We start from the raw sequence: 20,531 nt of genomic DNA, 5'->3' as shown, positions 1-20,531 counted from the left end.
ACCACGCGACCAGGCAGATGAAGCGACATCCAATGTGTCGCAAATCACGGGCATCCGGACGGGTCTGGAATGCCGGGACCCCGCTCGAGCGATAGCGGGGGTGTCGTATGGTGCTGGGCATCACATTCGATTTGCGGAGGTATCGATGACCAACCGCACAGCAGATCAGCGAGGCATCCACCTGTGAGTGAGCGCAGCGAGCGAACCAAAAACACAGTGCCCTCGGCATTCACGGCTGTGCCGAGCGTCAGCGAGGCGCGGTCGTGAGTGCCCCCTCGACCACCACCCCGGAAACGGGGACCGGTGTCTTCAGCAAGACCAGGGCCCGAATCTCCGAACGCACGCTGCGCACCGATCGATGGTGGGTGCCGCCACTGGTAACGGTGCTCGGACTCGGTGCGTTCGTTATCTACGCGACGGTCAGAGCCTTTGTGCGCACGGCATATTGGGACGACCGATACCACTACCTTTCGCCGTTCTACTCGCCGTGTGTGAGCACCTCGTGCGAGCCCGACGCCCAGCACTTCGGCGCCTGGTTCGGCGCGCTGCCCAGCTTCATCCCGCTCGGGTTCCTGGTGCTGCCCTTCCTGCTCGGCTTCCGCCTGACCTGCTACTACTACCGCAAGGCCTACTACCGGGCGGTGTGGTTCTCCCCGCCTGCCTGCGCGGTCGCCGAGCCGCACGCCAAGTACACCGGCGAGACCAGGCTGCCGCTGATCATCCAGAACGCGCACCGCTACTTCTTCTATGTAGCAGTGGTGGTTTCGGTGATCAACACCTACGACGCGATCGCCGCGTTCCATCCTCGGTCCGGCGGTTTCGGCTTCGGCCTCGGCAATATCGTGCTGCTGGTCAACGTGATCCTGCTGTGGGCGTACACCCTGTCCTGCCATTCGTGCAGGCATATCGCGGGCGGACGGCTCAAGAACTTCTCCGCTCATCCGACCCGCTACTGGTTCTGGACCCAGGTCTCCAAACTGAACACCCGGCACATGGCGCTGGCCTGGACCACCCTCGGCACCCTCGTGCTGACCGACTTCTACGTCATGTTGGTTGCCAGCAAGACGATTTCGGACTTGCGGTTCATCAACTGATCCGCCCCAACCCCAGGAGTATTCGCGGCCATGCCAGAAGTGGAACGGCACAAGTACGACGTCGTCGTCATCGGGGCCGGTGGCGCAGGATTGCGCGCGGTGATCGAGGCCAGAGAACACGGCCACTCCGTCGCGGTGGTGTGCAAATCCTTGTTCGGCAAGGCGCACACCGTGATGGCCGAAGGCGGCTGCGCCGCGTCGATGGGCAACGCCAACGAAAAGGACAACTGGCAAACGCATTTCAAGGACACGATGCGCGGGGGCAAGTTCCTGAACAACTGGCGCATGGCCGAATTGCATGCCCAGGAGGCACCCGACCGGGTGTGGGAGCTGGAAACCTATGGGGCACTGTTCGATCGGACCGCCGACGGCCGGATCAGCCAGCGCAACTTCGGCGGCCACACCTACCCGCGGCTCGCCCACGTCGGTGACCGCACCGGCCTGGAAATCATCCGCACCATGCAGCAGAAAATCGTCTCGCTGCAACAGGAGGATTTCGCGGCGACCGGCGATTACGAGTCGCGCATCAAGGTCTTTTCCGAATGCACCATCACCGAACTGCTGAAGGACGGCGACCGGATTTCCGGCGCGTTCGGCTACTGGCGCGAATCCGGCCGATTCATCCTGTTCGAAACGCCCGCAGTGGTTTTGGCGACCGGCGGCATCGGCAAGTCGTACAAGGTGACCTCGAATTCGTGGGAGTACACCGGCGACGGCCACGCGCTCGCACTGCGCGCCGGGGCGACGCTGATCAACATGGAGTTCCTGCAGTTCCATCCGACCGGCATGGTCTGGCCGCCCAGCGTCAAGGGCATCCTGGTCACCGAGGGGGTGCGCGGCGACGGCGGCGTCCTGAAGAACACCGACGGCAAGCGGTTCATGTTCGACTACATCCCGCCGGTCTTCAAGGGGCAGTACGCCGAGACCGAGGAGGAGGCCGATCAGTGGCTGCGCGACAACGACTCCGCGCGCCGCACCCCTGACCTGTTGCCCCGCGACGAGGTGGCACGCGCGATCAACGAGGAGGTCAAGGCCGGCCGAGGTACCCCGCACGGCGGCGTCTTCCTCGATATCGCCTCGCGGATGCCCGCCGAGGAGATCAAGCGCCGCCTGCCGTCCATGCACCACCAGTTCAAAGAGCTTGCGGACGTGGACATTACGGCGGAGCCGATGGAGGTCGGGCCCACCTGTCACTACGTGATGGGCGGTGTCGAGGTCGATCCCGATACCGGGGCGGCCACGGTGCCAGGCTTGTTCGCCGCGGGCGAGTGTTCCGGCGGCATGCATGGCTCCAACCGGCTCGGCGGCAACTCGCTGTCGGACCTGCTGGTGTTCGGCCGCCGGGCCGGGCTCGGTGCCGCCGCGTATGTCGAACAGCTCAGTGAGCGCCCGGCGATCACCGACGCCGATATCACCGCGGCCGCGAAAGTCGCGCTCGCGCCGTTCGATCCGCCCACCGAGGGGGCTGGCGAGAACCCCTACACCCTGCACACCGACCTGCAGCAGACGATGAACGACCTGGTCGGCATCATCCGCAAAGAACACGAGGTGCGGGAGGCGCTGACCAAGCTCGACCAGCTCCGGGCCCGGTTCAAGCAGGTCACGGTCGAGGGCCACCGGCAGTTCAACCCGGGCTGGCACCTCGCGCTCGACCTGGAGAACATGCTGCTGGTGAGCGAGTGCGTCGCGAAGGCGGCGTTGCTGCGCACCGAAAGTCGCGGCGGGCACACCCGCGACGATCACCCGTCGATGGATCCCGACTGGCGCAACAAGCTGCTGGTCTGCTCGGTGGATCCGAGCACGGCGGGGGAGACGATCCCCGATGTCACTGTGACGCCCAAGGATCAGATCCCGATGCGGCCCGAGTTGCTCGCCCTGTTCGACCTCAGCGAGCTGGAGAAGTACTACACCCCGGCCGAAACCGCCGGGCATCCGGCGGGTGCCGGGAAATCGACAGAGGGAAAGGCGTAGCGATGGGTTACGACGCCAAATTCCGCGTGTGGCGCGGCGACCTCGACGGCGGTGAACTGCACGACTTCACCGTCGCGGTGAACGAGGGCGAGGTGGTGCTCGACATCATCCACCGGCTGCAGGCCACCCAGGCCCCGGATCTGGCGGTGCGCTGGAACTGTAAGGCGGGCAAGTGCGGTTCCTGTTCGGCCGAGGTGAATGGGCGCCCGCGCCTGCTGTGCATGACGCGGATGTCCACCTTTACCGAGGCCGAGGTCATCACGGTGACCCCGATGCGCACCTTCCCGGTGATCAAGGACCTGGTCACCGACGTGTCCTTCAATTACCAGAAGGCGAGGGAGATCCCGTCGTTCACCCCGCCCGCGGACCTCAAGCCGGGTGACTACCGGATGAAGCAGATCGACGTGGAACGCTCGCAGGAGTTCCGCAAGTGCATCGAATGCTTCCTGTGCCAGAACACCTGTCACGTGGTGCGCGATCACGAGGAGAACAAGACCTCGTTCGCCGGGCCGCGGTTCCTGATGCGGATCGCGGAGCTGGAAATGCATCCGCTGGACGTCGGGGATCGGCGCGATCTGGCCCAGGACGAGCAGGGGCTCGGGCTGTGCAATATCACCAAGTGCTGCACGGAAGTCTGCCCGGAACACATCAAGATCACCGACAATGCGCTGATCCCGATGAAGGAGCGCGTGGCGGATCAAAAGTACGATCCGCTTGTGTGGTTGGGCAACAAGCTGTTTCGCCGCTGACCGGCTATTTCAACGCTGACGATCTGCCCTCCGGCGATGCCGGAGGGCAGATCCATTTACAGCATGGCCACCACGCCGACGGCGACAATGCCGACGAGCAAGCCGATGACCAGCGATGACATCAGCGAGCCGGTGAGAATGAACAGGCCGACCGTCGTCACGGCAAACAGCAACGCGACGATCAGCCATTCAACCCAATCACCAGGTCGCAATTTCTTGTACCGGGAGTGGGAGCCTTTGAGCCCACGGTCCACAAAGAGTGGTCTACCCAATTGTTATACAAACTAATCCGCCTCTCCGCGTATTCAGGCCAGACTCGGGTGCGGAGCGGGTTGCGTGGGCGCCCGGCGGTCAGGCCGTACGGCGGTTGCCCGTACCCGGTGAGTTACCCATGTGCGTTCGAGATCAGTTGTCCGGTTGGTCAAGAGCCCTTGGACCGGTGCACTGTAAGCGGCAGGGGCTTACTAACTATTCGGGCCGGTCGAGCTATTCGGGGCGGTCGAACTCGCCGTCGTGTACGCCCGCGGTGAACGCGGCCCACTCGGCGGGGGTGAAGACCAGTACCGGGCCGTCCGGGTTCTTGCCGTCGCGCAGGCCGATGTGGCCGTCGGCCAGCAGGGCTACCTCGACGCTGTCCCTGCCTTCGCCCTCGCCCGCCTTGCGCCAGGTCGCGCCGGACAGATCGACATTCGCGCCACTATTGATGCTCACGAAGCCGCCTCCGTCGTGCGCACCGGCGCGCTGTGCCTTTGATTCACTCGCTGACGCTCGCTCATGACAACTCCTTTGTTGACCCAGCGTGACAACCGAGGAATCCGCTCGGCGCCATCCAGGCAGTGAACGTAAACTATTGCGCCCCAATTAGATCGATACTTACACCGCGAACTCTTTCGACACCTGCCGAAGCAGTTGGCGACTGGTTTGGATATCCAGTGCGGCGTGCTGGAGGCTCCCGTGTGCCCGATGGTACCGCTGCACATCGACGGGTCTTTCGAGATACAGATCTCCGGTGAAACCCTCTACGTACACCACCGGCGGCTCGACCGGTTGCCCTTTGCCATCGGTACCGAACTCCAGCACGGTGAACGGGCCCGTGGCGTCGCCGAGCGGAATGCCCGCCGTGAACGGCAGAATACGCAACGAGACATTGTCGGTGGTGCTCAAATCCGCGAGGTGTCGTAGCTGCGCCGCCATCACTTTCACGCCACCGACCACGCGGCGCAGCACCGATTCGTGCAACACCACGGCAACCTTCGCGGGGGACGTCCGTCTGGTGATCAAGGCCTGGCGCTGCAACCGCAGTTGGACGCGACGCTCCAGTTCCGACTCGGAATCGTCCGGATAGCCGAGACGATGCAGCGCCCTGGCGTACTCGGCGGTCTGCAGCAGACCGAGCACCAGTTCCGAGTGGTAGGAACTCAGTTGCTGGGCCGATGCCTCCAAACCCACGTAGACATCGAAGTTTTCCGGGATCAGGTCGCCGTAGGCATGCCACCAGCTCTTGACCGCCGCCTGCTGGGCCAGGCCCTTGAGGCCGTCGGCCAGCTCCTCGTCGATGCCATAGATGCGGCACAGTTCCTGGATGTCGATGGTGCGGATGCGATCGGCCTGCCCCTTCTCCAGGCGCTGCAAAGTGCTTGCGCCCCATTCCATCAGCCGCGAGGCCTCGGCGATGGTCAGCCCGGCCTGGGTGCGCCAATCGCGCAGATACCGGCCGAGCTGCCTGCGCGGCAGGGTGGAGGAGGCGCTCTCGATACCGGTCGGTCTGTCGAACCCGGACATTCGCTCCGGACTCGTCGACGCTCTTGCCGAACTCGCTGACACAGCACGCTCCGTTCTGTGTTCGGCTGCTCACCCGTGGTTTTCCGGGGGCAACCAGCAAGCTCGGTTCCCCGTCACTTCGCTTGGGCAGCGGGCTCTTTCGTCCACTATGGAGAATCCTCCCCTCCCGGCTGGTTTTCGTGCTGGGAATTCGCGCGAAAACTTTGGATATCCATCGCGGGCGTTGTTTCGTGCCCAGGACAATGGTGTGCTGGAAGTATGCCCGGACGGATCGAACGCCCTCCCCGGCGTCTCCGCCTCGAAACTTCCGGGCACTCAGCAAGAGTCGCCCGCAGGAACGAGGAGTCATGGCTGTACATGTCATTGCGTCGTCCTTGATGACCAGCGATCTCACCGCGCATCGCGCGCGCAGCGTCGGACACGGCAGCTGGGTGGTTTCCTACCTCCCAGGCCGCACCCTGACGTGTGCGCAAGCCGTTGCCGCACTGCGGGTTGCCGAGGTGGTGCCGACGCTGCTCGATCTGGTCGGCGAGCTGGCCGACGAGGTCGGGCTGACCGCGCTGGAGGCGGTCGGCATGGCGGTGCGGCAGTCCTCGTGGCCGGAGGAACGCCCCCATCCCACCCGGCATCGATGGAGCGTCGGCGCGCATCCGGCGGAGGTCGCCTGATGCAACTCACCAACCTGAATATGCACGTGGCCGCCATGCTGGCCTGCGGAACCGACCCCGGCCTGCTGAACGTCGAACAAGCCCATGCGGCAATGCAGTTGCACCTGGATTGCACCGTCGACCGGTGCCGGGTGCGGCGGCGGGCGCGGGCGACACTGGTCGAGGCCGGGCGATGCGTGCTCGACGAGCGCGCGCTGCCGTCCTGAGCTACACCTGACCGATGCCGAGCCGATCAGTTACCGTTCTCTGCGCAAGTAGGTACGTGAGAGGCGAGTCTGGTGTTGGTGCGGATGTTCCGGCGGTCGGTGGCGGTGGTTGCGGTTTCTATGCTCGCCGCGGTGCCGGTGTACAGCAATGCGGCGCCGGGCGACGAGGCTCGACCGGTCGGCATGGACCGGTTCTACGGCCAGCAGTTGGCATGGCATCCGTGCGATATCGCGAATCTGGATAAAGCGGGCGGCGAGTGTGCCGATGTGCTGGTCCCGCTCGACTATGGGCGGCTCGACGGCCGGACCATGACCGTGGCGATATCCCGCGTCAAAGCTACCGATCCGGCTCGGCGCCAAGGGATTTTGCTGGCCAACCCCGGCGGGCCCGGCGGCGAGGGACTGGACAGTATCGATCTGCTCGGCGATGTGCTGACGCCGGAGGTCACGGCGACGCACGACCTGATCGGGATGGATCCGCGCGGCGTCGGGTCGTCGGGGCGGAGTCCGCGGTGCGGCTGGCCGGTCGGCGAGATGATTCGCTCGGCGGGTCTTGATCCGCTCGGCTTCGCGCACGACACCGTGCAGTCGGTGGGCATGGCCGCAGGCTGTCTGGTCCACGACCCGGAGATGATGCGGCAGTTCACCACTCGCAATACCGCCAGGGACATGGACATCGTTCGTGGCGTGCTCGGCGAGCAGAAGATCGACTACTTCGGGTTGTCCTACGGCACCTACCTCGGCGCGGTGTTCACCCAGATGTTCCCGGAACGCAGCGGCCGGGTCGTGCTGGACAGCGCGATCGATCCGGACCGGTATTGGGAAGGGCTGGTTCAGGATTGGGGACCGGCGGACGAACGGGCCCTGGACGACTGGGCGGCCTGGGCCGCGACGAAGGATGACACCTACCGCTTGGGCGCGACGCCACCGCAGGTGCGGGCCACGGTGGAGGGGCTGGTGCGGAGTGTGGCGCGGCAGCCGATCGTGTTCGACGGCTTCGCGGTCGACGATCACTGGCTGCCGTTCCTGCTGCACGGGATGCTGATGAACTTCCGGCTGAACGAGAAGCTGGCCGACGTCGTGCGCGAAATCGCCGATGCGGCGGGCGGCCCGCCGACAAAGGCGCGGACCCCTTGGCTCGCGGCGATTGTGGAGTCGTTGCGGGACGGCGAGGATTCGACGTTGGCGCAGATCGCCTGTGGAGACGTCGGTGCGCCGCGGGATCCGGGCTGGTACTGGCGCAACATCGAGGAGACCCGGGCGACGCAGCCGGTGTTCGGGGCGATGGCGGGCAATATTCAGCCGTGCGCGTTCTGGGCGGGACCGGTGGAACCGGCGACCGTGGTGCGTAATGCGGTGCCCGCGCTCATCCTGAATTCGACCGGCGATCCGCGGACGCCGTACGCGCACGCGGTTCGGCTTCATCAGGACATGTCCGGCTCGCGGCTGGTCACGTTGCAGGATGTGCGTATTCACATGACATTTCGGCCGGGACTCAGTGCTTGCGTGAACGACGCGATCAATACTTACTTCGGTGCGGGGACGCTGCCTGCCGAAGATACGACCTGCTATGCCGATCAGGCGAGCCAGTAGTCGAATTCGGCGATCGGTATCCCACGGTTCTGCGCGATATTCGCGGCCAATTCCGTGTCATCGCACCGAATATCAAATCGGCAAGTCTGTTGACGGGGCATCCAGCGCGAAACTGTCAGACCGTCGGCAGCGTGTAGGGATTGTCATCGGTCCAGGGTTGGCCATCGGCGAATCGGGTCGACCGGAACGGCGCGAGATCGACCAGCTTCGCAGCGCCGTCGGTGATCCATTCGGCCAGGCATACGCCGATCGCGGGGGCGGTCTTGAAAGAAGTACCGCTGTCGCCGGTCATCACCCACAGGCCGGGCACGGCCGGGACCTGATCGATGAGGGGATGGCCGTCCGGGCTGCGCATGTAGGTGCCCGCCCAGCCGCCGCGCATCGTCGCCGCGGCGAAACCGGGGAAGCGGTGCGCCAGCACCGCTCTGGCGCGGTCGACCGCGGGGACGTCGATGGTTTCATCGACGTCGTCCGGATCGGTCGGACGGGCCGCCGACCCGACGCCGACCAGCGTTGCGGCGCCTGCCTCTGGCCGGAACCAGGAGCCGTGCGTGGAGTCGACGATGACCCGATGCTTGCGACCGAGGTCGACCGTTGCGGGCCAGCGAAAGATCACCACCTGGGTGCGCACCGGGACCAGGCCGAAGTCGAGTCCTAGTGGCCGCAGCAGTTGATCGGACCACGCACCGGCGGCGAGTACGGCGGCCCCGGTCGAGATCAGTCCCGCGGCGGTGCCGACGCCGGTGACGCGATCGCCGCGGGTCACGATCTCCGTCACGGGCGTCTCGGTCAGTATCGTCACGCCGAGTTCCCGTGCGGCCTCGGCGAATCCGTAGAGCGCGCCGTTGGGATCGGCGACGCCAGAACCCGGCTCGAACGCCGCGACGGTCAGGTCGTCGGCGCGGATCAGCGGTTCGATCGCGCGCAGGTCATCGGCGGTGACGACGCTCGTCTCGATCCCAATTGCCTGCTGCGCCGCGACATTCGCGCGCAGCTGGGGTTCGTCCGCCGGTATCACGAGACGAAGGAAGCCGACCGGGTCGAAGCCGGGCGAGCCCGCGCCGACCTCATCGTCCCAGGCGCGGAAAATGCGGAGGCTCTCATAAGCTAAGCGGGCCTCGGGCACATTCGCGTAATGGCAGCGAATGAGGGCACCCGATTTCCCGGTCGCACCGGCCCCCAATTGTTGGCGTTCGACGACGACTACGTCACGGATACCCCGCTTCGCCAATTGAAAAGCGGTCGATACGCCGACAATGCCGCCGCCGATAATCACCACGTCGGCCGTTTTCGGCTGCTGGACCGCCATTACCGCCCTTTCGCTCATCGCGCGCCTTCGTCGACCGCAGAAGGAACATACGCGTGCCGAGTCGGCTCGTGCCGTATCCCAATGTATTGCTATTCGGTGTGTCGGGACGGGTGACGCTGTGCGATTTCTTAATTCATTCGCCGACGCGCGGAAGCGACCCGGGTCGCCGAGCCGATGCCGCTAGCCGAGCGGCCAGGCACCGGAGCTGGTCCGTCGACAAGCTGAGTGCGGTACGACTGGGCAGTCCGGCTGCCACCAGCTGAGTGTGCTTGCTGTGCCGCATGATTCATCCCCACGCGCCCGGCCAGGAGCTGATCGGACGCGGACGAACAGGGGACCGGGCCTCGGTCAGACGGCCACGGTCACCGGTTCATCGGCGAACTGGGTGCGGTACAGCTCGGCGTAGCGTCCCTCCGCGGCCAGGAGCTCAGTGTGCGTGCCGCGCTCGATGATTCGACCGTCCTCCAGCACCAGGATCTGGTCGGCCGCGCGGATGGTGGACAGGCGGTGCGCGATCACCAGCGCGGTCCGGCCGGCCAGCGCCTCCGAGAGTGCTTCCTGCACCGCGGCTTCCGAGGTGGAGTCGAGCGAGGCGGTGGCCTCGTCCAGGATCACCACGCGCGGCTGCTTGAGCAGCAGGCGGGCGATGGTGAGGCGTTGACGTTCACCGCCGGAGAGGCGGTAGCCGCGCTCGCCCACCACGGTGTCCAAGCCGTCCGACAGCGACTCGACCAGATCGCGTAACCGGGCCCGCTGCAACGCGTCCCACAGTTCCGACTCCGGTGCCTCCGGGCGGGCGAGCAGCAGGTTCGCCCGGATGGTGTCGTGGAACAGGTGCCCGTCCTGGGTGACAAGGCCGACCGTCGCCCTGATCGACCGGGTGGTCAGGTCACGCACGTCGGTGCCGTTCAGCCGGACCGCGCCGCCGTCCACGTCGTACAGCCGGGAAACCAGCTGGGCGACAGTGGATTTACCGGCGCCGGACGAGCCGACCAACGCGATGAGCTGGCCGGGCTCGGCGCGCAGCGACACGCTATGCAGCACGTCGACGCCGCCGCGGGTGTCCAGGGTCGCGACGTCCTCCAGCGAGGCCAGCGACACCTTGTCGGCGGACGGGTAGCCGAAGGTCACGTTGTCCAGTTCGACGGCGACCGGTCCGTCCGGCACCGCGACCGCGTCGGGCGCGTCCTCGATCAGCGGCTTCAGGTCGAGCACCTCGAAGACTCGCTCGAAGCTCACCAGCGCGGCCATCACCTCCATCCGGGCGCTGGCCAACGCGGTCAGCGGGGTGTAGAGCCTGGTAAGCAGCAAGGACAGAGCCACGACGGCACCGGCGTCCAGCTGCCCGCGCAGTGCGTACCAGCCGCCGAGCCCGTAGACCAGGGCGACCGCCAGCGCGGACACCAGGGTGAGCGAGGTGACGAAGATGGTCTGCAGCATCGAGGTGCGCACGCCGATGTCGCGCACCCGGCGGGCGCGCACCTCGAACTCACCGGATTCCTGCTGCGGACGGCCGAAGAGTTTCACCAGCGTCGCGCCGGGCGCGGAGAATCGCTCGGTCATCTGGGTGCTCATGGCGGCGTTCAGCTTGGCGGCCTCGCGCTGCATGTCGGCGAGGCGGTTGCCCATCCGCCGGGCGGGCAGCACGAACACCGGCAGCAGGACCAGCGCGAGCAGGGTTATCTGCCAGGAGATGCTGAGCATCACGCCGAGCGTGAGGGCGAGGGTGACCAGGTTGGCGACCACGCCGGACAGGGTGTCGCTGAACGCGCGCTGTGCGCCGATCACGTCATTGTTCAACCGGCTGACCAGTGCGCCGGTGCGCGTCCTGGTGAAGAAGGCGATCGGCATTTTCTGCACGTGATCGAAGACGGCGGTACGCAGGTCCAGGATCAGGCCCTCGCCGATGCGCGAGGACAGCCAGCGGATGCCCAACCCGAGCACGGCATCGAAGACGGCAAGGGCGGCGATGATCAGCGCGAGGATGACCACGACCCGGGGCGCCGAACCACCGATGATGTTGTTGACCACCCGACCCGCCAGCACCGGTGTCGCCACCGCCAACAGCGCCGAAACGACGCTGAACACCAGGAACACGCCGATCCGGCGCCGGTGTGGCGCGGCGAACCGGAGAATGCGCCGAGCGGTGGCCAGGCTGAATTGCCGCTGCTCCTGCGGCGCGTTGGCCCGCCGGTACATCTGGCTCCAAGCCACCGATTCGATACTCACGACTCCGCCTCGCTGACGCTCGGCTCCGTCGCGCGCATCAGCACGCTGTGTCCTTGGTTCGCTCGCTTGCGCTCGCTCACGTTTTTCTTCCTCTCGCTCCCCACCCATCAAAGCCTTCGGCACCGACACTAAGACCTCAACAAAGGTTCAGAGCAAGTCGTTTCCCGCCCGGTCCCGATTCCGCGCACAGCGAAACTTTCGCCGCCGCGCCTAGGCTGGCGAGGTGACCAAGGACCGGGTGGTGGCGGCGCTGGGCGGCAGGCTCGATGGTGAGGTCGACGCCTCGGAGCGCCGACGGGCGGAGTATTCGTCGGACGCCTCCAATTATCGCGTTCCGCCCCGGGCCGTCGTCTTTCCACGCACCGACGAGGACGTGGCCGTCGCGCTCGAGGTCGCCACGGAGCACGGGCTGTCGGTCACCGCGCGCGGTGGCGGGACCTCGGTGGCGGGCAATGCCATCGGACCCGGGCTGGTGCTGGACTTCAGCAGGCACCTGAATCGGATCCTGGAGATCGATCCGTCGGCGCGGGTCGCCCGGGTGCAGCCGGGTCTCGTGCTGTCGGAATTGCAGCGCGCGGCTCGGCCGCACGGCCTGCGGTTCGGGCCGGATCCGTCCACGCAGAACCGGTGCACCCTCGGCGGGATGATCGGCAACAACGCCTGCGGCCCGCGCGCGGTGGCCTGGGGGCGCACCTCGGACACGGTGCGGGAACTGCGGATCCTGGACGGGACAGGTGCCGAGCGAACGCTCGCCAACGATCTGTCGGTGCTGCCGGGACTGACCGAATTCACCATGGCGAATCTCGCGGTGCTGCGTACCGACTTGGGTCGCTTCGAACGCCAGGCCTCCGGCTATGGGCTCGAACATCTACTGCCCGAGCGTGGTTCGGCGGTGGCGAAGGCGTTCGTCGGGTCAGAGGGCACCTGCGGCCTGCTGCTCGACGCGACGGTCCAGTTGGTCGCGCTGCCGAAGGCCGCGGTGCTGACGGTGCTCGGCTACCCCGATATCGCCACCGCCGCCGACAATGTCGCCGCGGTGATGGCTTGCGAGCCCACCGCGGTCGAGGGCATCGACGCGCGGCTGGTCGATGCGGTCCGCGCTCATCGCGGCACCGTTCCCGAATTGCCACGCGGCGGCGGGTGGTTGTTCGTGGAGACCGCGGGCGACACACCCGCCGAGGCACTGGCCGTCGCCGAACGGTTGCGCCGATCCGTCGACGCGCTCGACTCCCGCGTCGTCGCCGATCCCGCTGCCGCGGCGGCACTCTGGCACATCCGCGCGGACGGTGCTGGCCTGGCCGGTCGCACACCGGACGGGCAACCCGCCTGGCCGGGGTGGGAGGACGCGGCGGTGCCGCCGGAGCGGCTAGGCGACTACCTGCGCGATTTCGCCGACCTGACGAACGAGCACGGTGTGGACGGCTTGCTCTACGGGCACATCGGTGACGGCTGCATCCATGTGCGCCTCGATCTCCCCATCGCCGACGCACCGCAACGCTTTCGGCGCTTCCTGTTCGACGCGGCCGAACTTGTGGTGCGACACGGCGGTTCGCTGTCCGGCGAGCACGGCGACGGGCGCGCCCGCTCGGAGCTGCTCTCGCTCATGTACTCCCGCCGGGTGCTCGACGTATTCGCCGGGTACAAAGCGCTTTTCGATCCCGCCGAGGTGCTGAATCCCGGGGTGCTCGTCGAACCGCGGCCGATCGACGCCGACCTACGGCTGGCCGGGCTGCCGCTGATACCCGCTTCCGGCGGCTTCGCCTTCCCACACGATCACGGGGAGCTGAGCACGGCGGTGCACCGCTGCGTCGGTGTCGGCAAGTGCCGCGCCGACACGAGCGCCACCGGTGGCTTCATGTGCCCGTCCTACCTGGCCACCAAGGACGAAAAGGACAGCACCCGAGGCCGGGCCAGGGTGTTGCAGGAGGCGGTCCGCGGCGCACTGTCGTGGTCGTCCGAGGCGGTCGCCGAGTCGCTCGATCTGTGCCTGTCCTGCAAGGCATGTCGCTCCGACTGCCCGGCGGGCGTCGACCTGGCCACCTACAAGGCCGAGGCGCTGTACCGGCGATACCGGCACCGGCCACGGCCGATCGATCACTATTCGCTCGGGTGGCTGCCGCGCTGGCTGGCGTTGGCGACCCGGATGCCGCGCGTCGCCAACGCGCTGGCGGACAACCCTGTGCTGCGCCGAATCGGATTGCGCGCGGCGGGTATCGACCCGCGCCGCGCGGTGCCACGGCTGGCGGAGCGCAGCTTTCGCCGCAGGTGGCGTGATCTCGGCGGAGTCGCGCCACGCACGGCGGGCGAACGCGAGGCGGCCCAGCGTCCAACCACCGCATCGGAAGTCGGCGCGGATCGACCGGAGGTGATGCTGTGGGTCGACACCTTCACCGACGCGTTCGATCCCGAGATAGCCATGGCGGCGGCGCAATTGGTGCAGTCGCTCGGCTACCGGGTGCGCATTCCCGCGCGCCGCGTGTGCTGCGGGCTCACCTGGATCAGCACTGGCCAGTTGGACGGTGCCCGAGCCCGGTTACGCGCCACGCTCGACGCGTTGGATGAGCACGTGCGGGCCGGCGGCATCGTGGTGGGGCTGGAACCGTCCTGCACCGCGGTGCTGCGGTCGGAGCTGCCCGAACTGCTGCCTGCGGACCCGCGCGCCGCCGCGACCGCACGGGCGGTGCGCACGCTTGCCGAGTTCCTGTCCGAACAACCGGACTGGCGGCCGCCACAATGGCCGGGCCGAACCGTGGTGGTTCAGCCGCATTGTCACCACCATGCGATTCTCGGATTCGAGGCCGATCGCCGGTTATTAGCCACAATGGGAATCAATGTGACTGAAATCACCGGATGTTGCGGTCTCGCGGGAAACTTCGGAATGCAGCGGGACCATTACGACATTTCGGTCGCGGTAGCCGATAACGGAATGTTGCCCGCGCTGCGTACCGCCGATAGCGAGTCGACTTTCCTCGCGGACGGCTTCTCCTGCCGAACCCAGGCCGCCCAATTGGCCGGCCGCCGAAGCCGCCACCTGGCCCAACTCCTGTTGGAGCAGTGAGATTTTCGGTCAGCTGCCGAAAGGCAGGGTGCCCGGCGGAATCTGATAACCCGAGCTGCCTGCGGAAACGCCGCCCCAGGCGGCGAGCAACCAGTTGAGCAAGTTGGTGATCATTCGATACCTCCATGTGGCGCTGGGGGACGGTAGCCGGCGCAGCCGGCGGGGTGGGTAAGAACTGCCAGCTGTTTGCCGATCGGAACGAATATCGCCACATCCATTCTTAGCGTTACAAAATACCGGGTACCTGCGATGATGCATATTCGGTATCGGATACCGGCGAAATGCGTTGTGCGCAACCAGTTTCTCGATCGGCAGTGGACTGGCGCGCATTCCGGGCCGCGCCATCGGGCAGAATGGTCCGATGCGTAACGCGATGGTCGAGCCGGTAGGTGAACCAACCGGTCTGACCAGGACCGTGACGTCCGACCACCCGATCGACCTGGCGTGCACGATCGCCCCGCTGCGCCGCGGCGCCGGCGATCCGTGCCATCAGACGACCCGCGACGGCGCACACTGGCACGCCTCGCATATGACATCGGGGCCGGTCACCTACCGGCTGACGCAGTCAGGACCGTGCGCGGTCCAGGGCAATGCCTGGGGACCCGGCGCCGAGGAATTCTTGGACGGCCTCGACCACATGCTGTGCCTGGACGAGGACCTGGACGGATTCGTGCCGGACCATCCCAAGCTCGTCGAGGCGCATCGCCGCTTCCCCGGCTTGCGGATGTTGCGCACCGGCCTGGTCCTCGAGGCGCTGGTGCCCGCCATTCTCGAGCAGAAGGTACACACCATCTCGGCCCGCGGCTCGTGGCGAAAACTGGTGCGGCAGTTCGGCGATCCCGCGCCGGGCCCGGCACCGGAGGGACTGCGGCTGCCGCCGGAGGCCGATACCTGGCGGCGCGTGCCGTCCTGGGCGTTCCATCGGGCCAACGTCGGTCCGCAACGGGCGCAGACGATCGTGCGAGCGGCCAGGGTGGCGAGTTCCTTGGAGCGGGTGGCCGGTGTCGACCCCGCCGAGGCCGCGCGCAGACTCCGGACGATCCCGGGGGTCGGCGTGTGGACCGCCGCCGAGACCGCGCAGCGCGCGTTCGGCGACGCGGACGCGTTGTCGGTCGGCGACTTTCACCTCGCGGCCATCATCGGCTGGACGCTGCTCGGCCACCCGATCGACGACGACACCATGGTCGAATACCTGGAACCGCTTCGGCCGCACCGCTATCGGGCGGTGCGGCTGCTCGAGATCAGCGGGCAGGCGCACAAGCCGAAGTTCGGCCCGCGCACGCCGCTCACCGATCACACCTGGCACTGAGCAGGTCAGCCCCGACGCGCTTCGAGCCCGTCCAGGATGCGATGCAGGCCATAGCGAAACTTCCGGTCGCGCTGCTCGGCGGGGTCCGCGTCCCAGTTCGCATGCTGAGACTTCGGGTAATCCTTGGCCGCTTCCTCGGCGACCGGGCGCAGCTGCGCCACCATCTCGTGCTCCGTCTGCCCAGAGCGGGCCAACAGGCCTAGCCAGGCCGCCTCGCTGATGCCCATGCCCACCACGTAGCTGGTGACGAGGCTGATGGCGTCGCTCGTCTCGTCCTCCGGAAATCCGCCCGCCTCGAACAGGCCGACCAGCAGTTCGGTGAACCGCATGACATTCGGGCCCAGATAGGATAGGCCAACCTGGCCGAGGGTCGAAGCCATCCACGGGTGCCGCAGGATCATCGCGCGCAGGCTCTCGGCGCATCCCTCGGCGGCGGCACGCCAGGCCGACGGATCCGCGATCACCGGGACCCGGACCTCGCCGTAGACCTCGTCGACGATCAGCTCGATCAGCTCATCGCGGTTGGCGACGTGCCGGTAGAGCGAGGTCGCGCCCGCGTTCAGCCGGGCACCGAGTTGGCGCATGGTGAGCGCCTCCATGCCCTCGGCATCCAGCAGAGCGACGGCCTCGGCCACGATCTGCTCCCTGGTCAGCGCGGGCTGCTCCCTGCCCTTGCGCGGACGCGTCCACACCGATCCGACCTGCTGCTTTTCGACGGCCACGTCGACTCCCTTCCGTTGCCACCAGCGTAGCGCACAACGTTCGCACTTGCGAACGTCAAATATTCATGCGTACAGTGTTCGCAACAAGAGAACGACGCACGCAATACCGTGAGAAGAGAGTTTCCGATGGACGCGAGTGAGACCCGCAATCCGAAGCGCTGGTGGATTCTGATCGTGCTGTGCCTGAGCACGCTGGTCCTGGTCATCGACAATTTTGTGCTGGCCGTCGCGGTGCCCGCACTGGCCGAGGATCTGCACGCGAGCGCCCAGGACATCCAATGGATCCTGGACTCCTACATCCTCGTTTTCGCGGGCCTGCTGCTCACCTCCGGCAGCCTCGCCGACCGGTTCGGCAGGCGCCGGGTGATGCTGATCGGCCTCGCCCTGTTCGGTGTCGCCTCACTAGGCGCCACGCTGGCCGCGAGCCCGATCGAAATGATCGTGGCCCGCACCGCCATGGGCATCGGTGGTGCGCTGGTGCTGCCGAGCACGCTGTCGATCCTGATCACCGTGTTCGACGACGGGGAGCGGCGTAAGGCGATGAGTTTCTGGAGTGCCGCCTCGGTGCTCGGCCTGGTCGGCGGCCCGGTGCTCGGTGGCGTGCTGATCGCGCACTTCTGGTGGGGCGCCGCGTTTTTGATCAACATTCCGGTCGCGGCCGTCGCCATCATCGCCGCGCTGCTGTTGATGCCGGAATCCAAGGGGCCGTGGACCAAGCCCGATGTGCCCGGCGCGGTGCTGTCAATGGTCGGAATGATCGCGCTGGTCTGGACCATCATCGAATTCCCCAAGGGCGGTTTCGATCACGCGTCCACACTGATCACGCTGGCCGTCGCCGTCGTCAGCCTGGTCGCGTTCATCGTGTGGGAAAAGCGCGTCGAGCATCCGATGGTTCCGCTCGACCTGTTCGGCAACCGCGACTTCGCCGGTGGCAGCCTGTCGCTGACCCTCGTCCAGGTCGCCAACGGTGGCCTGCTGCTGGTGCTGACGCAGTATCTGCAGTTCGTGCTCGGTTACTCGCCGACCAAGGCCGGGCTGGCGTTCATCCCGATGATGGCCGCCTCCATCGTGTGCAACGGACTTGGCGCCGGTCTCGGCGGCAAGGTCGGCAATCGCACGCTGGCGGTCACCGGCATGCTCGTCTCGACCGTCGGGCTCGGCCTGCTGGCCGGTCTGTCCGCGGACAGCGGTTTCGGTGTGCTGTCCATCGCGCTGGTGGTGCTAGGCGCCGGTGCGGGCCTCGCGCAGCCCGCGGCGATTGCCGCGCTGATGGGTGCCGTGCCGCCGGAGCAGGCCGGTGTCGGATCCGCGCTGAACGACACCATTCAGCAGGCGGGTGCCGCGCTCGGCATCGCGGTACTCGGCAGCATCCTGTCCAGCACCTTCACCAGCAGCATGCCCGACTCGACCCCGGAGCTCGCCCGGCATTCGATCGGCGATGCGCTGGCGCTGGCCGCTGGCACCGGCGATACCGAGTTGCTCGGTACGGCACGGGAGGCGTTCACCACTGCCATGTCGGTCAGCTTCATCGCGGGCGGTGTCGGAATCCTGGCCGGGGCGATCGTCGCCCTGTTCGTCATGCGGAACAAAAAGACCGCACCGGCGGATGCGCCGCACGAGGCGGCACTCGTCAACTAGGACAACCGAATACAGCGAAAGACCGGCTCGATGACTGAGCCGGTCTTTCGCTTCGCGCTATCGATTCAGAATTCGCCGAGGACGTTGAAGACGGTGCGCCCGGTATGCGTGCCGTTCTGGATGGAATGCAGCACCTCGGCCGCGTCGGTGATCGACGCGAACTGGGTGAGCGACGAAAGGTGTTGCGGCCGCAGCTCGTTCGCCAGGCGCGTCCACAGTTCGCGGCGCTTCTCGATCGGGCAGAAAACCGAATCGATGCCGAGCAGTGCGACGCCGCGCAGAATGAACGGCAGCACGGTGGTCGGCACGCCGGAGCCGCCGGTCAGGCCGCTGACCGCGACCGCGCCGCCGTAGCCGATGGCGCTGAGGATGTAGGCGAGCGACTTGCCGCCGACACTGTCCACCGCGGCGGCCCAGCGGGCCTTGTTCAGCGGGCGCGGCTTGGCGTCGGGGTCCTCGGGCAGGCGACCGATGATCTCGTTGGCGCCGAGCTCGCCGAGCAGGTCGCTCGCGTCGGTCTTGCCGGTGGAGGCGATGATCTCGAAGCCGAGGCCGGACAGAATGTCGATGCTCACGCTGCCGACGCCGCCGGTCGCGCCGGTGACCAGCACCGAGCCCGTCTCCGGGGTGATGCCACGGTCGAGCAGCGACTGCACGCTCAGTCCCGCGGTGAAGCCCGCGGTGCCGAGCGCGGCGGCGTCCCTCGGGCTCAGGCCGTCCAGCTTCACCACCCAGTCGGCGGGCACCCTCGCGTACTCGGCGAACCCGCCGTGCTGCGCGACCCCGATGTCGTAGCCGTGCGCCACCACCAGGTCGCCGGGCGCGAAGTCGTCGTCCGCCGACGAGACCACCTCGCCGGTGATGTCGATGCCGGGAATGATCGGGTACTTGCGCACCACCCCACCACCCGGCGTGATCGCCAGCCCATCCTTGTAGTTCGCGCTGGAGAAGTGCACCTTGATCGTGACCTCACCAGCCCCGAGGAAATCCTCGCCGACCTCCTGTTTGGTCAGCACGATCCCGCTGTCCGATTCATGCGCCACCATCGCCCAGAACTCCATGCCGACGAGCATACGATCGTGGGCCGCACCCGCGCAGCTCCCGCCGTCCGCGCAGCCCGGTCTACTCGGGGACGAGTTCGAGGCGGACGCCGAGCAGGCGGATGGGACGGTCGAGGGGGAAGCGGTCGATGATGCGGAGCGCGGTTTCGGTGATGTCGGCGGGGTCGATGGTTGGCGTCGGCAGTTTTTCTTGTTTGCTGCGGGTGTAGAAGGTGTTGGTGCGGACGGTCACCGAGACCCGGGTGCCGATGCGGCCCGCTTCGGCCATTTCCTCGGCTACCTCGGTGGCCAGGCGGGCCACCTGGGCGCGGATTTCGGCGGGATCGGTGAGGTCGTGCGGGAAGGTTTCGGATTTGCTGCGGCCCAACGGGATTCGGGGTTCGGTGGTGACATCGGTGTCGCCCTTGCCGTGACCGAGGACCCACAGGTAAGGGCCCGTATTCGGGCCGAATTCGGCGGCAAGGCGATGCCGGTCGGCGGCCATCAGGTCAGCGACGGTGTTGATGCCCAGGTCGGCGAGGCGGGTGGCGATCCGAGTTCCGATGCCCCACAACGCGTTTGTCGGGCGGTGCGCCATGACCTCGGTCCAGTTGCCTGCGGTGAGGCGGAAGATCCCGGCGGCGGCACCCTCGTCGGTGGCCGGGCCCGCGGCCGACTTGCCGGTCGATTTGGCGAAGCCGGTGGCGAGTTTGGCGGTGAGCTTGTTGTCGCCGATGCCGATCGAGCAGGAGAGCTCCAATTGCTCGATGGCGCTGCGGATTTCGCGGGCCAGCGCTGCCGGGTCGGCGGTGTCTGCGGCGAGGAAGGCCTCGTCCCAGCCCCACACCTCGACGCGGCCGGGGAAGGTCCGCAGCAGCGCCATGACCTCGTCGGATGCCTCCTCATAGCAGGCCATGTCCAGCGGCAGGAACACGCCAGCGGGACACTTGCGCTGCGCGCTGCGCAGCGCCATCCCGGCCCGGACGCCGAACGCGCGGGCCGGATAGGACGCGCAGGTGACGACCTTGCGCGGCTCGGCGGGATCGCCGTTGCCGCCGACGATGACCGGCAGGCCGCGCAGCTCCGGGTGCCGGCGGAACTCCACCGCCGCCTGGAACTGATCGAGATCGACATGCAACAGCCATCTGGCCATAGCACCGTCT

At 67.0% G+C, this 20,531-nt stretch carries 17 protein-coding genes; 9 read left to right on the top strand and 8 right to left on the bottom strand.

Annotated elements, in window-relative coordinates:
- Positions 1 to 263 precede the first annotated feature (263 nt).
- The 3 genes from ACIA8C_RS10545 to ACIA8C_RS10535 are packed head-to-tail and all read left to right on the top strand — an operon-like array spanning position 264 to position 3,814.
- Positions 264 to 1,094, top strand: a complete 831-nt coding sequence (locus tag ACIA8C_RS10545; protein WP_397133147.1) for a hypothetical protein — start codon at positions 264 to 266, stop codon at positions 1,092 to 1,094.
- A 30-nt stretch (positions 1,095 to 1,124) separates the two neighbouring features.
- Positions 1,125 to 3,065: a fumarate reductase/succinate dehydrogenase flavoprotein subunit gene (locus ACIA8C_RS10540; RefSeq protein ID WP_397133145.1), complete on the top strand. Its 1,941-nt coding sequence runs from the start codon at positions 1,125 to 1,127 to the stop codon at positions 3,063 to 3,065.
- A gap of 2 nt (positions 3,066 to 3,067) precedes the next feature.
- Positions 3,068 to 3,814 carry a succinate dehydrogenase/fumarate reductase iron-sulfur subunit gene (locus ACIA8C_RS10535; protein ID WP_397133143.1) on the top strand — a complete coding sequence of 249 codons (747 nt, stop codon included), beginning with the start codon at positions 3,068 to 3,070 and terminating at the stop codon, positions 3,812 to 3,814.
- Positions 3,815 to 3,870: 56 nt separating this feature from the next.
- Here the strand turns inward: ACIA8C_RS10535 and ACIA8C_RS10530 are convergent, their stop codons facing one another.
- The 3 genes from ACIA8C_RS10530 to ACIA8C_RS10520 form a co-directional block, all read right to left on the bottom strand.
- Positions 3,871 to 4,068 carry a hypothetical protein gene (locus ACIA8C_RS10530; protein WP_397133141.1) on the bottom strand — a complete coding sequence of 66 codons (198 nt, stop codon included), beginning with the start codon at positions 4,066 to 4,068 and terminating at the stop codon, positions 3,871 to 3,873.
- Positions 4,069 to 4,300: 232 nt separating this feature from the next.
- Positions 4,301 to 4,525: a DUF397 domain-containing protein gene (locus ACIA8C_RS10525; RefSeq protein WP_397133139.1), complete on the bottom strand. Its 225-nt coding sequence runs from the start codon at positions 4,523 to 4,525 to the stop codon at positions 4,301 to 4,303.
- A gap of 162 nt (positions 4,526 to 4,687) precedes the next feature.
- A complete protein-coding gene (locus ACIA8C_RS10520) occupies positions 4,688 to 5,596 on the bottom strand; it encodes a helix-turn-helix domain-containing protein (protein WP_397133137.1) in 909 nt (302 codons plus the stop codon).
- Positions 5,597 to 5,943: 347 nt separating this feature from the next.
- Here ACIA8C_RS10520 and ACIA8C_RS10515 point away from each other — a divergent pair, with 347 nt between their 5' ends.
- The 3 genes from ACIA8C_RS10515 to ACIA8C_RS10505 all read left to right on the top strand — a co-directional run bounded on the left by ACIA8C_RS10515 (position 5,944) and on the right by ACIA8C_RS10505 (position 8,063).
- Entirely contained in the window at positions 5,944 to 6,264 is a 321-nt protein-coding gene (locus tag ACIA8C_RS10515; protein WP_397133135.1) for a hypothetical protein, read from the top strand.
- A complete protein-coding gene (locus ACIA8C_RS10510; RefSeq protein ID WP_397133133.1) occupies positions 6,264 to 6,470 on the top strand; it encodes a hypothetical protein in 207 nt (68 codons plus the stop codon). The genes ACIA8C_RS10515 and ACIA8C_RS10510 overlap by 1 nt, the downstream gene beginning before the upstream one ends.
- A 72-nt stretch (positions 6,471 to 6,542) precedes the next feature.
- On the top strand, positions 6,543 to 8,063 hold the full coding sequence (locus ACIA8C_RS10505) for an alpha/beta fold hydrolase (protein ID WP_397133131.1): 1,521 nt from the start codon (positions 6,543 to 6,545) through the stop codon (positions 8,061 to 8,063).
- Between the two features lie 115 nt (positions 8,064 to 8,178).
- Here the strand turns inward: ACIA8C_RS10505 and ACIA8C_RS10500 are convergent, their stop codons facing one another.
- The gene (locus ACIA8C_RS10500) at positions 8,179 to 9,390 is read right to left on the bottom strand and encodes an NAD(P)/FAD-dependent oxidoreductase (protein ID WP_397133129.1); all 1,212 of its coding nucleotides are present in this window, start codon (positions 9,388 to 9,390) and stop codon (positions 8,179 to 8,181) included.
- A 330-nt stretch (positions 9,391 to 9,720) separates the two neighbouring features.
- A complete protein-coding gene (locus ACIA8C_RS10495; protein WP_397133127.1) occupies positions 9,721 to 11,601 on the bottom strand; it encodes an ABC transporter ATP-binding protein in 1,881 nt (626 codons plus the stop codon).
- Positions 11,602 to 11,824: 223 nt separating this feature from the next.
- On the opposite strand from ACIA8C_RS10495, the gene ACIA8C_RS10490 reads away from it, so the two are divergent.
- Together ACIA8C_RS10490 and ACIA8C_RS10485 are read left to right on the top strand one after the other, a co-directional pair.
- Complete coding sequence (locus ACIA8C_RS10490) at positions 11,825 to 14,659, top strand: FAD-binding and (Fe-S)-binding domain-containing protein (RefSeq protein ID WP_397133125.1); 2,835 nt, start codon at positions 11,825 to 11,827, stop codon at positions 14,657 to 14,659.
- Between the two features lie 361 nt (positions 14,660 to 15,020).
- A complete protein-coding gene (locus ACIA8C_RS10485) occupies positions 15,021 to 15,968 on the top strand; it encodes a DNA-3-methyladenine glycosylase family protein (RefSeq protein WP_397133123.1) in 948 nt (315 codons plus the stop codon).
- Positions 15,969 to 15,973: 5 nt separating this feature from the next.
- On the opposite strand, the gene ACIA8C_RS10480 is transcribed toward ACIA8C_RS10485, so the two are convergent.
- Positions 15,974 to 16,690: a TetR/AcrR family transcriptional regulator C-terminal domain-containing protein gene (locus ACIA8C_RS10480; RefSeq protein ID WP_397133121.1), complete on the bottom strand. Its 717-nt coding sequence runs from the start codon at positions 16,688 to 16,690 to the stop codon at positions 15,974 to 15,976.
- A 126-nt stretch (positions 16,691 to 16,816) separates the two neighbouring features.
- Here ACIA8C_RS10480 and ACIA8C_RS10475 point away from each other — a divergent pair, with 126 nt between their 5' ends.
- Positions 16,817 to 18,328, top strand: coding sequence for an MFS transporter (locus ACIA8C_RS10475; protein ID WP_397133119.1), 1,512 nt, complete (start codon positions 16,817 to 16,819; stop codon positions 18,326 to 18,328).
- Positions 18,329 to 18,393: 65 nt separating this feature from the next.
- Here ACIA8C_RS10475 and ACIA8C_RS10470 read toward each other — a convergent pair whose 3' ends face one another.
- Both ACIA8C_RS10470 and ACIA8C_RS10465 read right to left on the bottom strand, forming a co-directional pair.
- Positions 18,394 to 19,389: an oxidoreductase gene (locus ACIA8C_RS10470; RefSeq protein ID WP_397133117.1), complete on the bottom strand. Its 996-nt coding sequence runs from the start codon at positions 19,387 to 19,389 to the stop codon at positions 18,394 to 18,396.
- A 61-nt stretch (positions 19,390 to 19,450) separates the two neighbouring features.
- Entirely contained in the window at positions 19,451 to 20,521 is a 1,071-nt protein-coding gene (locus ACIA8C_RS10465; protein WP_397133115.1) for a DNA polymerase IV, read from the bottom strand.
- Positions 20,522 to 20,531: the final 10 nt, after the last annotated feature.

The organism is Nocardia sp. NPDC051321, assembly GCF_044455225.1.
Taxonomy (GTDB): Bacteria; Actinomycetota; Actinomycetes; order Mycobacteriales; family Mycobacteriaceae; genus Nocardia.
Note: the sequence above shows the minus strand (reverse complement) of the source record. Positions and strands in the feature narration are given on the sequence as shown.

Bases quoted from the DNA above. Each gene is read 5' to 3' on its own strand.
- ACIA8C_RS10500 (WP_397133129.1), bottom strand. From the start codon at position 9,390: ATGAGCGAAAGGGCGGTAATGGCGGTCCAGCAGCCGAAAACGGCCGAC.
- ACIA8C_RS10520 (WP_397133137.1), bottom strand. From the start codon at position 5,596: ATGTCCGGGTTCGACAGACCGACCGGTATCGAGAGCGCCTCCTCCACC.
- ACIA8C_RS10515 (WP_397133135.1), top strand. From the start codon at position 5,944: ATGGCTGTACATGTCATTGCGTCGTCCTTGATGACCAGCGATCTCACC.
- ACIA8C_RS10510 (WP_397133133.1), top strand. From the start codon at position 6,264: ATGCAACTCACCAACCTGAATATGCACGTGGCCGCCATGCTGGCCTGC.
- ACIA8C_RS10485 (WP_397133123.1), top strand. From the start codon at position 15,021: ATGCGTAACGCGATGGTCGAGCCGGTAGGTGAACCAACCGGTCTGACC.
- ACIA8C_RS10540 (WP_397133145.1), top strand. From the start codon at position 1,125: ATGCCAGAAGTGGAACGGCACAAGTACGACGTCGTCGTCATCGGGGCC.
- ACIA8C_RS10475 (WP_397133119.1), top strand. From the start codon at position 16,817: ATGGACGCGAGTGAGACCCGCAATCCGAAGCGCTGGTGGATTCTGATC.
- ACIA8C_RS10465 (WP_397133115.1), bottom strand. From the start codon at position 20,521: ATGGCCAGATGGCTGTTGCATGTCGATCTCGATCAGTTCCAGGCGGCG.
- ACIA8C_RS10470 (WP_397133117.1), bottom strand. From the start codon at position 19,389: ATGGAGTTCTGGGCGATGGTGGCGCATGAATCGGACAGCGGGATCGTG.
- ACIA8C_RS10535 (WP_397133143.1), top strand. From the start codon at position 3,068: ATGGGTTACGACGCCAAATTCCGCGTGTGGCGCGGCGACCTCGACGGC.